Source organism: Micromonospora sp. CCTCC AA 2012012 (genome assembly GCF_040499845.1).
Lineage (GTDB): Bacteria > Actinomycetota > Actinomycetes > Mycobacteriales > Micromonosporaceae > Micromonospora > Micromonospora mangrovi.
Map to the genome: position 1 here is coordinate 4,993,693 of NZ_CP159342.1, position 14,411 is coordinate 5,008,103.

At 74.2% G+C, this 14,411-nt stretch carries 14 protein-coding genes; 7 read left to right on the top strand and 7 right to left on the bottom strand.

Annotated elements, in window-relative coordinates; genetic code table 11:
* The first annotated feature begins 20 nt into the window (after positions 1-20).
* From ABUL08_RS22220 to ABUL08_RS22230, 3 genes are all read left to right on the top strand, one after another.
* A complete protein-coding gene (locus tag ABUL08_RS22220; protein ID WP_350931894.1) occupies positions 21-1,484 on the top strand; it encodes a hypothetical protein in 1,464 nt (487 codons plus the stop codon).
* A gap of 200 nt (positions 1,485-1,684) precedes the next feature.
* Positions 1,685-3,541, top strand: coding sequence for a DEAD/DEAH box helicase (locus ABUL08_RS22225; protein ID WP_377522453.1), 1,857 nt, complete (start codon positions 1,685-1,687; stop codon positions 3,539-3,541).
* Positions 3,542-3,643: 102 nt separating this feature from the next.
* Positions 3,644-4,264 (top strand): putative glycolipid-binding domain-containing protein, encoded by a 621-nt coding sequence (locus ABUL08_RS22230; protein WP_350938772.1) that lies wholly within the window; start codon positions 3,644-3,646, stop codon positions 4,262-4,264.
* A 15-nt stretch (positions 4,265-4,279) separates the two neighbouring features.
* Here the strand turns inward: ABUL08_RS22230 and cds1 are convergent, their stop codons facing one another.
* The 3 genes from cds1 to ABUL08_RS22245 all read right to left on the bottom strand — a co-directional run bounded on the left by cds1 (position 4,280) and on the right by ABUL08_RS22245 (position 7,524).
* A complete protein-coding gene (cds1, locus tag ABUL08_RS22235; RefSeq protein ID WP_350931896.1) occupies positions 4,280-5,371 on the bottom strand; it encodes an L-cysteine desulfhydrase Cds1 in 1,092 nt (363 codons plus the stop codon).
* A 10-nt stretch (positions 5,372-5,381) separates the two neighbouring features.
* Entirely contained in the window at positions 5,382-6,248 is an 867-nt protein-coding gene (locus tag ABUL08_RS22240) for an SDR family NAD(P)-dependent oxidoreductase (protein ID WP_350931897.1), read from the bottom strand.
* A gap of 817 nt (positions 6,249-7,065) precedes the next feature.
* Positions 7,066-7,524, bottom strand: coding sequence for an Lrp/AsnC family transcriptional regulator (locus tag ABUL08_RS22245; RefSeq protein WP_350931898.1), 459 nt, complete (start codon positions 7,522-7,524; stop codon positions 7,066-7,068).
* A gap of 268 nt (positions 7,525-7,792) precedes the next feature.
* On the opposite strand from ABUL08_RS22245, the gene ABUL08_RS22250 reads away from it, so the two are divergent.
* Positions 7,793-8,059: a BldC family transcriptional regulator gene (locus ABUL08_RS22250; RefSeq protein WP_350931899.1), complete on the top strand. Its 267-nt coding sequence runs from the start codon at positions 7,793-7,795 to the stop codon at positions 8,057-8,059.
* A 29-nt stretch (positions 8,060-8,088) separates the two neighbouring features.
* On the opposite strand, the gene ABUL08_RS22255 is transcribed toward ABUL08_RS22250, so the two are convergent.
* Positions 8,089-8,757, bottom strand: a complete 669-nt coding sequence (locus ABUL08_RS22255) for a UbiX family flavin prenyltransferase (RefSeq protein WP_350931900.1) — start codon at positions 8,755-8,757, stop codon at positions 8,089-8,091.
* Between the two features lie 155 nt (positions 8,758-8,912).
* Here ABUL08_RS22255 and ABUL08_RS22260 point away from each other — a divergent pair, with 155 nt between their 5' ends.
* Positions 8,913-9,875: a terpene synthase family protein gene (locus ABUL08_RS22260; protein ID WP_350931901.1), complete on the top strand. Its 963-nt coding sequence runs from the start codon at positions 8,913-8,915 to the stop codon at positions 9,873-9,875.
* Positions 9,876-9,885: 10 nt separating this feature from the next.
* Here ABUL08_RS22260 and mqnP read toward each other — a convergent pair whose 3' ends face one another.
* Both mqnP and ABUL08_RS22270 read right to left on the bottom strand, forming a co-directional pair.
* Positions 9,886-10,788, bottom strand: coding sequence for a menaquinone biosynthesis prenyltransferase MqnP (gene mqnP / locus ABUL08_RS22265; RefSeq protein WP_350931902.1), 903 nt, complete (start codon positions 10,786-10,788; stop codon positions 9,886-9,888).
* Positions 10,788-12,248 carry a menaquinone biosynthesis decarboxylase gene (locus ABUL08_RS22270; protein WP_350931903.1) on the bottom strand — a complete coding sequence of 487 codons (1,461 nt, stop codon included), beginning with the start codon at positions 12,246-12,248 and terminating at the stop codon, positions 10,788-10,790. Before ABUL08_RS22270 ends, mqnP begins: the two co-directional genes overlap by 1 nt.
* A gap of 163 nt (positions 12,249-12,411) precedes the next feature.
* On the opposite strand from ABUL08_RS22270, the gene ABUL08_RS22275 reads away from it, so the two are divergent.
* The gene (locus ABUL08_RS22275) at positions 12,412-13,284 is read left to right on the top strand and encodes an alpha/beta fold hydrolase (protein ID WP_350931904.1); all 873 of its coding nucleotides are present in this window, start codon (positions 12,412-12,414) and stop codon (positions 13,282-13,284) included.
* A 5-nt stretch (positions 13,285-13,289) separates the two neighbouring features.
* On the opposite strand, the gene ABUL08_RS22280 is transcribed toward ABUL08_RS22275, so the two are convergent.
* A complete protein-coding gene (locus tag ABUL08_RS22280; RefSeq protein WP_350931905.1) occupies positions 13,290-13,850 on the bottom strand; it encodes a carboxymuconolactone decarboxylase family protein in 561 nt (186 codons plus the stop codon).
* Positions 13,851-13,913: 63 nt separating this feature from the next.
* Here ABUL08_RS22280 and ABUL08_RS22285 point away from each other — a divergent pair, with 63 nt between their 5' ends.
* Positions 13,914-14,384 carry a MarR family winged helix-turn-helix transcriptional regulator gene (locus ABUL08_RS22285; RefSeq protein ID WP_350931906.1) on the top strand — a complete coding sequence of 157 codons (471 nt, stop codon included), beginning with the start codon at positions 13,914-13,916 and terminating at the stop codon, positions 14,382-14,384.
* Positions 14,385-14,411 lie beyond the last annotated feature (27 nt).

A 14,411-nucleotide genomic window follows, 5' to 3' on the forward strand; every position in this document is an offset into this window, starting at 1 on the left:
GTGGGGCGCGGAGGGCGAGCATGGGCGAGCAAGAGGTTCCGGCGGAGCGGGTCGACCCCGGATCCCTGGCCGGTGCCACCGACCGGCCCGCCGCGCAGCGGGACGCCGCACCCGACGCGTCGGACACGCCCGACGGTTCCGTGCCGTCCGCCCGGCCGGCCGCCACGGTGGCCCGGGCCCGGGTCAGCGTCGCCTCCGCCGCCGCTCCACCGTCCGGAGAGGAACGGCCCGCCGCGCCGGCCACCGCCACCACCTACCGCTCGGGCCACCCCACCGGCGCTCCGGGCCAGGACGGGACCGTCGACCGGCCGGCACCGGGGCCCGGGCAGTCCGCCCCGCCACTGGAACGCCGCCGACCGGGCGTCCCGACGGCCCCGTCGAGCTGGTCCGGCTTCGCCGCCGCCGAGCGGGACACCGACCGACCGGTCAGCGCCGAGGACGCCCCGGTGAGCGCCGCGCCCGCCGCACCGGCGGCCGGGAACGCCGTACCGGCGCAGCGGGAGACGTCCTCCGGCGCGGGTCCGGCCCGGGCGAGCGCGTCCGTACCGGGGCTGCGCCGGCTCTCGGCCGACGAGGCGGGAGCCGCCGGCGCCGCGGTGGCGGCCCGGGCGAGCGGCACGAAGGTCTACCGCTCGGCACCGGTCAACCCGGAGCCGCCCGAGCCGACGCAGCCGCCGGAGCCCGTACAGCCGCCCGCCCCGCCCGCGCCGACGCCGGAGCCGGCCCCCACGCCCGTACCCGGGCCGGAGCCCGTCCCGACGCCCGTGCCGGGGCCGGAGCCGGTGCCCACGCCCGTGCCGGGGCCGACCCCGCCCTCGCCGGCACCGCCCGTGCCGGAGCCGGAACGCCCCTTCCCGATGCCGCCGACGCCCGCGCCGCCACCCGCGCCCCGGCCCACCCCGCCCGGTCCGGTCCCGCCGGTGCCCGGGCCGCCGGTGCCGCCGCCCGCCCCGCCGGTGCCGGCACCCCCGCCGCCCCCGGGCCCGATGCCGGCGCCGCCGTTCCCGCCGCCGCCCGCCATGACGGCCGCCGCGTCGGCGCCCGTCTCCGCGCCTCCGGCGGTGCCGGCGCCCGCGGTGGTGCCGGCGCCCGCGCTGCCGGCCTGGCCGCCGCCGACCAACCCGACCGCGCACCGGAGCGGCACGACGTATCCGACGAGCGCGCCGCCGGCCCGGTCGGGCGGATCGGCTCCGCATCTCGGGCAGCAGGACCTGGCGGGCACCGCCTACGGCGGCACCGAGGGCCCCGGATACGCCACCGTGTCGCTCCCGCAGGGCAACCACCTGGAGAATTCCGGCTCGCTGACCGGGCACATCCTGGCCCAGGGCTGGGCCGAGGACCCACCCGCGGCCCGGTCCCGCAACACCCGGGTGGTGATCGTGCTGGCCGCTGCGCTGGGCCTGCTGGTCGCCGTCAGCGTGCTGGTCGTGCTGCTGGCCGACGACGCGGTGAGCGGGCTGACCGGCAACCTGCTGAGCAAGTGACCCCGGCCGGCGGGGCATGGTGAGCCCGCCCACTACGACATCGCGGTGCGGTGGCGGCCTCGGCGCAGCGCCGTACACTGGTGTAGATCACTGACCTGGCGCGCGGGACTGCGCGCCCATGGGCGATCTTGCGGGCGATTCGGCGGCTTCTCGGCTGCGGCGGGCCATCGCGAAGATGCGCCCCGCTCGAAAGGCATTTCTTGACCACCTTCGCTGAGCCCAGCACGTCCCCGTCCGTCCACGACACTCCGGTGGAGCACTCCGCCGACGCCCCCGACTTCGCCTCCCTCGGGCTGCCCCAGCCGGTGGTGGCGGCGCTCGCCCGGCAGGGCATCACCACCCCCTTCGAGATCCAGCGGGCCACCGTCCCGGACGCCCTCGCCGGCCGCGACGTGCTCGGCCGGGGCCAGACCGGCTCCGGCAAGACGCTCGCCTTCGGCCTGCCGGTGATCGCCCGCCTCGCGGAGCGCAACCGGGCCCGGCCGCTGCACCCGCGCGCCCTCGTCCTGGTCCCCACCCGGGAACTCGCGATGCAGGTCAACGACGCGCTGATGCCGCTCGGCAAGGCCGTCGGCATCTTCCTCAAGACCGCCGTCGGCGGCGTGCCGTACGACCGGCAGATCGACGCGCTCCGCCGGGGCGTGGAGATCATCGTGGCCACCCCGGGTCGGCTCGGTGACCTGATCGCCCGGGGCGTCTGCAAGCTCGACGACATCGAGATCACCGTGCTCGACGAGGCCGACCAGATGGCCGACATGGGCTTCCTGCCCGAGGTGACCGAGCTGCTGTCGAAGACGCCGGCCGAGAGCCAGCGGCTGCTCTTCTCGGCCACCCTGGACGGTGACGTCGACTCGCTGGTCAAGCGGTTCATGACCGACCCGGTCACCCACTCGACCGCCCCGTCGACGGCGTCCGTCTCCACGATGGACCACCACCTGCTGCTGATCCCGCCGCACGACAAGTTCGCCGTGGCGGCCTCGATCGCGGCCCGCTCCGGCCGGACCATGCTCTTCGCCCGTACGCAGCTCGGCGTCGACCGGCTCGTCGAGCAGCTCGCCGCGGTGGGCGTACGCGCCGGTGGGCTGCACGGCGGCAAGACCCAGCGGATGCGCACCAAGACCCTCGCCGAGTTCAAGGAGGGCCGGATGAACGTGCTGGTCGCCACCGACGTGGCGGCTCGGGGCATCCACGTCGACGGGGTCACCCTGGTGCTGCACGTGGACCCGCCGAAGGACCCGAAGGACTACCTGCACCGGGCGGGGCGTACGGCCCGGGCCGGCGAGTCGGGTGCGGTGGCGACCCTGGTGCTGCCGAAGCAGCGCCGTACCACCCTCGCCATGCTGGAGAAGGCCGGTGTCGAGCCGGCGCAGACCAAGGTCCGGGCCGGCGACCCGACGTTGGCCGAGCTGACCGGTGCCCGGGAGCCCAGTGGGGTGCCGGTCCGCGAGGAGCCGCAGGAGCAGCGCCGGTACGGCGACCGGCCGTCCGGCCCGCGTCGCTTCGGTGACCGGGACGGCCGTGGCGAGCGCCGGTACGGCGACCGCCCGTCCGGCGACCGCGGCTCGTTCGGCGAGCGGCGCTTCGGCGACCGGGACCGGGGCGAGCAGCGCTTCGGCCGCCCGTCGGGTGAGCGGCGTTTCGACGACCGGCCCGCCGCCGACCGGGGCGACCGGCAGTACGGCGACCGCCCGGCCGGTGAGCGGCGCTTCGGTGACCGCCCGACGGGTGAGCGGCGCTTCGGTGACCGCCCGACGGGTGAGCGGCGCTTCGGCGACCGCCCGACGGGTGGCCGGAGCTTCGGTGACCGGGACGCGCGCGGCGAGCGACGCTTCGAGGACCGGCCGCAGGCCGACCGGCGGTTCGGTGACCGCCCGGCCGACGACCGGCGGTTCGGCGACCGGGACGCGCGGGGCGAGCGCCCGTTCGGCGAGCGGGGCGGCGACTTCCGTCCGGCGGACCGCCGGGGCGGGTTCCGCGCCGAGGGGCGGGGCCGGGACGACCGGCCGCGCGACGACCGGCGGGGCTTCGGCGGGCGACCGCCGGCGCGTACCCACTGATCTGACGGGCTGACGCCGCCGGGGAGCTTCCGCTCCGCGGCGGCGTTTCCGCATCCCGTGCCGGTGCCCGGCGGGTGGCGTAACGTCCGGTTCATGCCGACCATGCCGAAGTCCCTCTTCTGGAGCCGGACGGACACCGCCGGGGCGGAGCACGTCAGCTTCGACGACCGTCAGGGGTTGACCGCGCGGGGCACCGTGCTGGCCGCCGACCCGGTCCCGTACACCTGCCGCTACCAGCTGACGACCGGGCCGGACTGGGCCACCACCCGGCTGGAGGTGGAGGCCGAGGGGGCGGGCTGGTCGCGGAGCGTACGGCTGGAACGCGCCGGGGACGGCTGGCGGGTGCGGACCGGCGAGGAGGGTGACCTGGACGCGGCCCTGCGGGCGGCCGGGCACCCGCCGGCCGGCCTGCCCGGCACCGACGACCCGGACCGGCTGGCCGACGCCCTCGACGTGGACCTGGGCGGTTCGCCGCTGTTCAACACCCTGCCGGTACGCCGGCTCGGGCTGGCCCGCGGCCCCGCCGACCAGCCCCGCCGGCTCACCGTGGCGTGGGTGCTGGTGCCGAGCCTGGTGGTGGTCCCCGCCGAGCAGGTCTATTCGTCGCTCGGTCCGGCCCGGGTACGGTTCGCCAGCGACACCTTCACCGCCGACCTGGACGTGGACCCGGAGGGCTTCGTGGTGCGCTACCCGGGTCTGGCCGAGCGGGCCGCCCCGCGCTGAGCCGGGGCCGGTGGGTCAGGCCGGCCAGGTGCCGGTGGCGAGGAAACGGTCGATGGTGGCCAGGTGCGGGGCCAGGTCGAGCCCCTGCGCGGTCACCCACTCGTCGGAGTAGTAGGTGTTGGCGTAGCGGTCGCCGGCGTCGCAGATCAGGGTGACCACCGAGCCGGTCCGCCCGGCGGCGAGCAGTTCGGCGATGAGCCCGAAGGCACCCCAGAGGTTGGTGCCGGTGGAGCCACCCACCCGCCGGCCGAGCACCGCCGAACCGGCCCGCATGGCGGCCAGCGAGGCGGCGTCCGGCACCTGGACCATGCGGTCCACCACCGAGGGCAGGAAGGACGCCTCGACGGTCGGTCGGCCGATGCCCTCGATCCGGGAGCCGCGGCCGGTGTGTACGGACCAGTCACCGGCCTGCCAGGCGGGATAGAACGCGGAGTTGTCCGGGTCGACCACGCAGAGTTTGGTGGGCAGCCGCCGCCAGCGGACGTACCGGCCGATGGTGGCGCTGGTGCCGCCGGTGCCGGCGCCCACCACCACCCAGGCCGGTACGGGGTGCCGTTCCAGCGCGAGCTGCGCGTAGATCGACTCGGCGATGTTGTTGTTGCCCCGCCAGTCGGTGGCCCGCTCGGCGTAGGTGAACTGGTCCATGAAGTGCCCGCCGGTGTCCTCGGCCAGCCAGCGGGCCTCGATCACCACCTTCGCCGGGTCCTGGACGAGGTGGCAGCGGCCGCCCTGGAACTCGATCTGGGCGATCTTCTCGGGTGAGGTGGAGGCCGGCATCACGGCGATGAACGGCAGCCCGAGCATCCGCGCGAAGTACGCCTCGGAGACGGCGGTGGAGCCCGACGACGCCTCGATCACGGTGGTGTCGGGGCCGATCCAGCCGTTGCAGAGCCCGTAGAGGAAGAGCGAGCGGGCGAGCCGGTGCTTCAGCGAGCCGGTGGGGTGCACCGACTCGTCCTTGAGATAGAGGTCGACGCCCCATTCGCGCGGCAGCGGGAAGGGCAGCAGGTGGGTGTCGGCGGACCGGTTGGCGTCGGCCTCGACGGCGGCGATCGACGCGGTCACCCACGTCCGGCTGGCTTCGTCGCACCGGTCCAGATGTGTCACGCCGGCAACGTTACAAGCGAGCCGGGTTCTCGTCCGGCCCCGGTCGGGGTCCGGTTCCCGGCTCCGTCGACCCGGTCCGGCGGCGCTGCCGCCGCTGCCCGGCCCGTCCGGCGGCCCGGATCACCGGGGTGAGCGCGAGCGCCAGCCGGGGCAGCGCGTCGAGGAGGCGTACCTGGGCGCCGCGCCAGCGCGGCAGGCTGACCACCGGCCGGGGCCGGCGGGCCAGCCGGGCGGCCCGCGCCGCCACCCGCTCGGGCGTCAGCATCGATCCGGTGAAGGAGGCCAGCGCACCGGGGTCGTCGAGCCGGTCGTGCAGCATCGGCGTCCAGATCCCGTCCGGGCACAGACACGACACGTGTACGCCCCGCAGCCCGGCCATCCGCAGGTCGCTCAGGGTGCCGAGGCTGAACGCGAGCAGGGCGTGCTTGCTGGCCGCGTACACCGTCTCGCCGGGCGCGGCGATCAGCCCGGCGAGCGAGACGACGTTGAGGACGTGCCCCCGGCCCTGGGCCCGCATGATCTCCAGGGCGGCGAGCGTGCCGTTGATCGCGCCGAGGGTGTTGACCTCGATCAGCCGGCGGCGGGTCGCCGCGTCATGGGTCCAGGACGGTCCGGTGGCGAGGATCCCGGCGTTGTTCACCCAGAGCCCGAGCCCACCACGGGTCCCGGCCGCTGCCTCGGCGGCCACGGCGGCACAGGCCGCCTCGTCGCGGACGTCGAGCGCCCGGGACCAGCCGCCCAGCGGTGCCGCCGCGGCGGCGACGGCGTCCGCGTCCAGGTCGGTCAGGAGTACGGCCCAGCCGTCGGCGTGCAGCGCGGCCGCGACGGCCCGGCCCAGTCCGCCGGCCGCTCCCGTCACCACCGCCGCTCCCGTCACCACCGCCGTCCTCGGCGCCCCGACCCCTCGGTCTCCTGCCGCCCGCCCGGCCCCCACGACTTCCCCGGTTCCCGCGGCCCGCCCGGCTTTCTGCGCCCGCCCGGCTCCCGCGGGCCGCCCGGGTTCCACGGCCCGCCCGGGTTCCACGGCCCGCCCGGGTTCCACGGCCCGCCCGGGTTCCACGGCCCGCCCGGGTTCCACGGCCCGCCCGGGTTCCACGGCCCGCCCGGGTTCCACGGCCCGCCCGGGTTCCACGGCCCGCCCGGGTTCCACGGCCCGCCCGGGTTCCACGGCCCGCCCGGGTTCCACGGCCCGCCCGGGTTCCGCGGCCCGCCCGGGTTCCGCGGCCGGTCCGGGCGATGGCGTCGTCATCGACGCACGGTATCGCCGCGCGAGCAGGTCGCACCAGACGTCCCCGCCGACCCGGCCCTTCCCTCATCCCGCTACGAACTTGATTACAAAGATGAATCATCCGGACGGCGGCCGGTGGCGCACAGCGTCGACGGCGCAGGGCCACCGCCCCGACCCACCGCCGCGACCCACGGCCCACGGCCCACGGCCCACAGCCCACGATCCAGGACCCAGGACCCAGGACCGATAGCCCACGGCTCCTGATCCATCTTTGTAATCAAGTTCGTAGCGGTCGAAGGGGGATGTCCGGCCTGGTGAGAGCCCGGGGGCAGCCAGGTCCGTCGGCTCAGGCTGGCCGCTCAGGTCGCGTCCGGTCGGCAGGGCGTGGCCGGCCGGCCGGCGGGACGTGGCCGGTCGGCAGGGCGTGGCCGGTCGGCAGGGCGTGGCCGGTCGGCAGGGCGTGAGGTCAGGGCGTGGGGAGTTCGATGGGTTGGGGGCGGTTCTCCCACTTGGTCGACAGGGCGATCCCGGTCCGGGTGGAGGCGACGCCGGGCGTGCGGTTCAACCGGACGATCAGCTGCTCCAGCTCGGCGATGGTGCCGACGCGCGCCTTGAGCAGGAACGACTCGACGCCGGCCATGAAATAGCAGGATTCGATCTCGGGCATCTGCCGGAACACCTCCAGCACGTCGTCGGTGTCGCCGCCGGAGTCCTCGACGATGCCGATCAGCGCGGTGACCCCGAGTCCGATGGCCTCCGGTTCGACCTCCGCCCGGTACGCCCGGATGACGCCGCTCGACTCCAGCTTGCCGACCCGCTCGTGCACCGCCGGTGCGGAGAGGCCGACCTGGCGGGCCAGCTCGGCGTACGACAGGCGGGCGTTGCCGCGGAGCAGCTCCACGAGGCTCATGTCGATCGCGTCCACGGACTGTGACCCTAGCCGCCCGGCCGTAACGTCCCGCACCCGGCATCCGTTGAACACGACAACACGTAACTATTTACGGACTCAGGGTCACGGAGGCTTTGACCAGGTAACATTTCCTAACTTCCCACTCAGTGCTTTTTTCGCGTTTGGCGGACAGGCCAGGTCGCTGGTGCTGTAATTGCCATACGTCCCTCATGACGGCTCTGGGCTCGCACCGGCCGGGGGCAGTGTGTTCAGCCGGGGGCTTCGTCGACGCGAGGAGGGGGCTGTGGACACTGGAGATCGCCTGCTGACACCGGGTGAGGTCGCCGCGCTGTTTCGGGTTGACCCGAAAACTGTGACGCGCTGGGCGGCGGCCGGCCGGATCGGCAGCATCCGGACTCCAGGCGGGCATCGCCGGTTTCGGGAATCCGAGGTGCGGGCCCTGCTTGAGGGGGAGGGCATGCTGGACGAGGCGGAGGACATGGGCAAGCCACGCAACATGGGCCCCGCCGCTTCGACCGGCCCCGGACCGGCCAACGCCGGCATGTACTGAGTGGTGCGGATCGGCACGCGGACCGGCCGTCAGGCCCGGTCCGCGTCCCGCCCGAGCGGATCGTCCGGTCGGGAACGGTCCGCGGCCAACTCCCCCGACCACCGGCGGAAGAGGGTGTGCGGTACGCCGAGCGCGTCCAGCACCTTGCCGGCCACGAAGTCGACGAGCTGCTGGGCGGAGGCCGCCGCACCGGCACCGTAGAAGCCCGGGCTGGCGGGCAGCACCACCGCGCCGGCGTCGTGCAGCGCGATGAGGTGCTCCAGGTGGCTGCGGGTCACCGGGGTCTCCCGGGGCACCACCACCAGCGGCCGGCGTTCCTTGAGGTTGACCTCGGCGGCCCGCTGCAACAGATCCTTGGAGAGGCCGATCGCGATGCCCGCGCAGGCCGCGGTGCTCGCCGGCACCACCGCCATGCCGCGTACCCGGTAGGAGCCGCTGCTCGGGCCGGCGGCCAGGTCGCCGGCGGGCCAGTACCGCACGTCCGCGCCGGTCAGGTCGCGGCCGAGCCAGCCGGCCAGGTCGTCGGACCAGTGCCCGTCGCGGAACGGGCGGCCGGTCTCGTCGAGGATGGTCAGCCGGGCCGCCCGGGAGACGATCAGGTCCACCGGCTCGCCGGCGTCGAGCAGCGCCCGGACGACGGCCGCCGCGTACGGCGTGCCGGAGGCCCCGGAGACGCCGACCACCCATGGTTCGCGCATACCGTCAAGCGTGCCTGGTCACCGCCCGGGCCGGAGCGGCACCCCCCGGCTGGCCGCTGTCCGGAGCATCCCCCGTTGTCCCCGGGGTCGGCGCTCGGTCCCACGACCTGACATGCTTCCCGTCGGCGATCTCTGTCGTACGGGAGGGACAGGTGATGACCGACGCCGTCCTCCGGTCGCTGCGGTCCGCCTGCCCGATCCCGCCCCGGCTCTCGCCGCACGCCGACCCGGTGCAGGAGTGGCTCGTCGACCGGCTGGTCGGCATCGGCCTGCCGCTGGACGCCGCCGCCCGGGAACGGCTGGCCCGGGCCGGCTTCGCCCGGTACGCCGGCCGGCTCTATCCGAACGCCGCCGAGGGGGACCTGCGGACCCTGGCCACCCTGTTCACCTGGTTCTTCCTGGTCGACGACGCCTGCGACGGGCGGGGTGGACTCACCCCGCCGCAGATCCGGGCGCTGCGGGACGGCGCGCTGGCGCTGCTCCGGGAGGGTCCCCGGGCCCGGCACCCGGGCTTCTCCGGGCCGCTGCGCCGACTGCTGGTGCAGGGCTGGCGGGAGCCCCGCCGCCGGATGCCGGCCCGCTGGCGGCTCCGGTTCACCGACGCGGTGGCCCATCACCTCGACGGCACCTGGCGGGAGGCGGTCGCCACCGCAGCCGGGCGGGCACCGGGCGTCGACGAGTACGTGGAGCTGCGCCGGGCCACCTCCGCGGCGTACGTGTCGTACCCCTTGATCGAGTTCGCGACGGGTCGGCCGCTGCCCGACGCGGTCTTCCACCATCCCACCCTGCGGCGGGTCGGCGACCTCGGCAACGACCTGCTCTCCTGGTTCAACGACGTGGCGTCGTTGGAGCGGGACACGGTCTCCGGCGGCGGGCACAACCTGGTGCTGGCGCTCGCCGCCGAGCGGGGCGTCCCGGTGGAGGTCGCGGTGGAGCTGGTGGCCGAGCGGTGGCGGACGACGATGGAGCGCTTCGTCGCGCTCTGCGCGGCGGTGCCGTCGTTCGGGCCGGCGCTGGACGAGGCCGTCACCGCCCACCTCGACGGGGTGGCGAACGCGGTCCGGGGGACCGTCGACTGGACCCTGGAGAGCGGCCGCTACCCGGTCACCGCCCCCTGAGCCGACCGGGTCAGCCGCGCAGTCCCAGCCGGATCACCAGGTCGAGCAGGGCGAAGACGAAGAGCACGATGCCGACGAAGCCGTTGGCGGTGAAGAACGCCCGGTTGACCTTGCTCAGGTCGGTGGGGCTGACCACCAGGTGCTGGTAGCCGAAGGCGACGGCGGTGAACGCCAGCCCGATCCACCACAGCCAGCCGAAGCCGACCAGCGCGCCGAACCAGAGGAAGAGGCCGAAGGTGATCACGTGCGCGACGGTGGAGGCGTGCAGCGCGAAGCGCCGGCCATAGCGCGCGGGGACGCTGTGCACCCCGATCTCCCGGTCGATCTCCGAGTCCTGGCAGGCGTAGATCAGGTCGAAGCCGCCGATCCAGAGACCGACGGCCGCACCGAGCAGCCAGGCCGGCCAGGACCCGGCGAGAGTGCCGGTGACCGCGAGCCAGGCGCCGACCGGGCCGACCGCCTGGGCGACGGCCAGGATGGCGTGCGGCCAGTTGGTGAACCGCTTGCCGTACGGGTAGACGACCAGCGGCACCACGGCGAGCGGGGCGAGCACCAGGCAGAGCGGGTTGAGCAGCGCGGCGGCGGCCAGGAAGACCACCAGCGCGACGGCCGCGCCGGTCCAGGCCGTCCGCACGCTGACCGCCCCGGTGACCAGTTCCCGGTTGGCGGTACGCGGGTTCCGCGCGTCGATCCGCCGGTCGAGGATCCGGTTGGCGGCCATCGCGAACGTCCGCGCGCCGACCATCGCGACGGTGATCAGCAGCAGGTCGAGCCAGCGCACCCGCCCGCCGTCGACCTGCATCGCGGTCAGCGCCGACAGGTACGCGAACGGCAGCGCGAAGACCGAGTGCTCGATCGCCACGAGCTTGAGGAAGGACGTGACGCGACCGGGCCGCTCCAGCACAGCCGTCATCAGATCCCGTACTCCTTCCAGCGCTTGTCGACCAGGGAGGCGACCTCCGGCGACATGGTCATCTCCTCCGGCCAGCCCCGGGTGTAGCCCTCCGTGGGCAGTTTGCGGGTCGCGTCGACGCCCACCTTGCCGCCCCAGAACTGCTGGTAGGAGGCGTGGTCGAGGTGGTCCACCGGCCCCTCGGTGAGCAGCAGGTCGCGGGCGTAGTCGACGTTGCCGAAGGCGCGGAAGGCGACCTCGTTGTAGTCGTGCACGTCGCAGTCCTCATCGACGATCACGATCAGCTTGGTCAGCGACATGAGGTGGGCGCCCCAGATCGCGTTCATCACCTTCTGCGCGTGCTTGGGGTAGCGCTTGCGGATCGACACGATCGCGCAGTTGTGGAAGACCCCGGCGGCCGGCAGGTCGTAGTCGACGATGTCCGGGATCAGCAGCTTGAGCAGCGGCTGGAAGATCCGCTCGGTGGCCTTGCCGAGGCCGTGGTCCTCCTGCGGCGGCTTGGAGGTGACGATCGAGTGGTAGACCGGCTCGCGCTGCATGGTCATCGTCTCGATGTGCAGCACCGGGAACGGCTCGACCGGGGTGTAGAAGCCGGTGTGGTCGCCGAACGGGCCCTCGGGCAGCCGCTCGCCGGGCTCCAGATAACCCTCCAGCACGATCTGGGCGTGCGCGGGCACCTGGAGCGGCACGGTGAGGCAGTCGACCATCTCGACCCGCTCGCCGCGCAGGAACCCGGCGAAGAGGTATTCGTCGATGTCGCCGGGGAGCGGCGCGCTGGCGGCGTACGAGACGACCGGGTCGCAGCCGATGGCGACGGCGACCGGCAGCCGCTGGCCGAGCCGCTCGGCGACCGCGTGGTGGGCGGTGGAGTCCTTGTGGATCTGCCAGTGCATGCCGAGGGTGTTCCGGCCGTGCTGCTGGAGTCGGTAGAGCCCCAGGTTGCGCTTGCCGGTCTCGGGGTGCTTGGTGTGGGTCAGCCCGTAGTTGTGGAAGATCCCGCCGTCGCCGGGCCAGACCTGGAGGCCGGGCAGCCGGCCCAGGTCGACGTCGTCGCCCCGGTAGACCACCTGCTGGCAGGGGGCGGTCTTCACCTTGCGCGGCGGGACGGACTTGAGCTGCATGACCTTGCCCAGGCCCTCGCGGATGCCGGACCAGCCGACCGGCAGTTCCGGCTTGATCAGGGCGCCGATCCGGTCGCCGATCTCGTCGAGCGAGTCGACGCCGAGCGCCATCGCCATCCGCTTCTCGGTGCCGAAGAGGTTGATCGCGACCGGCATCTCGCCCCGGGTGGGCCGCTCGAAGAGCAGCGCCGGGCCGCCGGCCCGGACGGTCCGGGTGACCACCTCGCTGATCTCCAGGGTGGGGTCGACCGGGACGGTCACCCGCCGCAGCTCACCCGCGCGCTCCAGCGCCGCGAGGAAGTCCTTGAGATCGTTGTACGGGAAGCCACGAGCCGCCATACCGGCCAGTCTCCCGCACACCTCCCGTCCCCGCCCACGCCGGGTGCTGTGATGTGCGCACAGGCCCCCGGCCGACGGGTCCGGCGGAAAGCCGGACGGCGCGGACCGCATGAGCGGTGGCCGGTCGGGTATCCGGGCCGTCCGACGCGGGACGGGGGCGGCGATGGGCGAGGGACGGGTTCCGGCGGGGTTCACCGAGCAGCAGGCCCGGGTCGGCGAGATCACCATGAACTTCGTCCGTGGCGGCAGCGGTCCCCCGCTGGTGCTGCTGCACGGCTATCCGCAGTGCTGGCACATGTGGCGGCACCTGCTGCCGGAGCTGGGGCGCTCGTTCGAGGTGGTCGCGCCGGACCTGCGCGGTTTCGGCGACACCGACGCGCCGGCCGGCGGGTACGACAAGAAGACGATCGCCGCCGACGTGCACGGTCTGCTCACCGGGCTCGGTCTGACCGGTGACCTCCGGCTGGTCGGTCACGACCTGGGCACCATGGTCGCGTACGCGTACGCCGCCGCCCATCCCGACGCGGTGTCCCGGCTGGTGCTCACCGAGGCGCCGATCCCGGACGAGAGCATCTATGCGATCCCGGCGCTGACGTCCGCCGGCCCGGCGGTGTGGAACTTCGGCTTCTTCAACGTCGGCAACGGCCTGCCGGAGCAACTGATCAGCGGACGGGAGGCGCTCTGGGTGGACCGCTTCACCGACTCGATCATGGTGCGGAAGGGCAGCATCGGCCCGGACGACATCGAGGTCTACGCCCGGCACCTGCGCGACCAGGACCACCTGCGGGCCAGCTTCGACTGGTTCCGGGCGTTCGGGCAGGACGTGACGGACAACGCCCGGTACCGGTCGACGAAGCTGCCGATGCCGGTGCTCGCCGTGGGTGCCCGGGCCAGCCTCGGCGAACAGGTGGCGGCGCAGGTCCGCGGCTATGCCGACGCGGTGACCGGCGAGGTGGTGGAGGACTGCGGCCACTGGTTGTTCGAGGAGCGGCCGGCGGAGTCGACGGCGCTGGTGCTGCCGTTCCTGCGCGGCTGAGCGGCTCAGGCGGCCGGCTCCCAGGCGTACGCGGCCAGCGGCGGGTCGAGCGGGGCGCGGGTGAGCCGGTTGGCGAAGGTGGAGATGGTGTACGTCCCCACGCCGAGCACCACGTCGAGGGCGTGCCGGGGCTGCCAGCCGGCGGCGAGGAAGGCGCCCAGTTCGTCGTCGGGCACATCGCCGCGGTGGTCGAGCACGGCGAGGGTGAACCGGCGCAGGGCCGCCAGCCGTGCGTCGGGCAGTTCGGTGCCGTCCCGCAGCGCCGCGATCAGTTCCGGGGTGCCGCCCTGCCGTTCCAGGGTGACGGTGTGCATGGCGACGCAGAGGTGGCACTCGTTGCGGGTGGCGACGGTGAGCACGACCACCTCGCGGGAGACCGGGTCGAGGTCGGTGGAGTCGAAGACGGCGAGGGCGGCCAGGAAGCCCTTGAGCAGCTCCGGCGACTCGGCCATCAGGGCGACGGCAGTGGGCAGGTGGCCCTGTTTGCGCTGCACGGCGGCCATGACGGGGCGGGCGGCGGCGGGTGCGGTATCGGGAGTGTGGGCGGTGAAGACCGGTCGGGACATGCCGACCCCTCTCGGATACGATAGTCAATGTGGTTGACCAAACGGTAAACGAGGTTGTCGAACATGGCAACACCTGACCGCCCGGGCTTCGTGCTGCCGCTGCTCCTGCTGGCCGGCTTCCGTACGCTCATCGACGACCTGCACGCCGAGCTGGCCGCGCAGGGGCACCCCGAGCTGCGCCCGGTGCACGGCTTCGTTCTCCAGGCCGTCGGCGTCACCGGCACCACCGCCTCCGAGCTGGGCCAACGCCTCGGCGTCTCCAAGCAGGCCGCCGGCAAGACGGTGGACCGGCTGGTCGCCCTCGGCTACCTGGAACGTGCCGACGACCCCGCCGACGCCCGGCGCAAACTGGTCCGGATGACCGAGCGGGGCCTCGACGGGTTACGCCGCTCGGCGGTGCTCTTCGACCAGCTCCGCGACCGCTGGGCCGCCACCCTGGGCGCGGACCGCGTCGACGCCATCGAGGACGACCTCCGCCGGATGGTCCCCACCGACGTCTTCCGCCTCGACGTCCCGGGCTGGTTCGGCGGCTGAAAAACATGATCGTCTGCACCTCAGCGA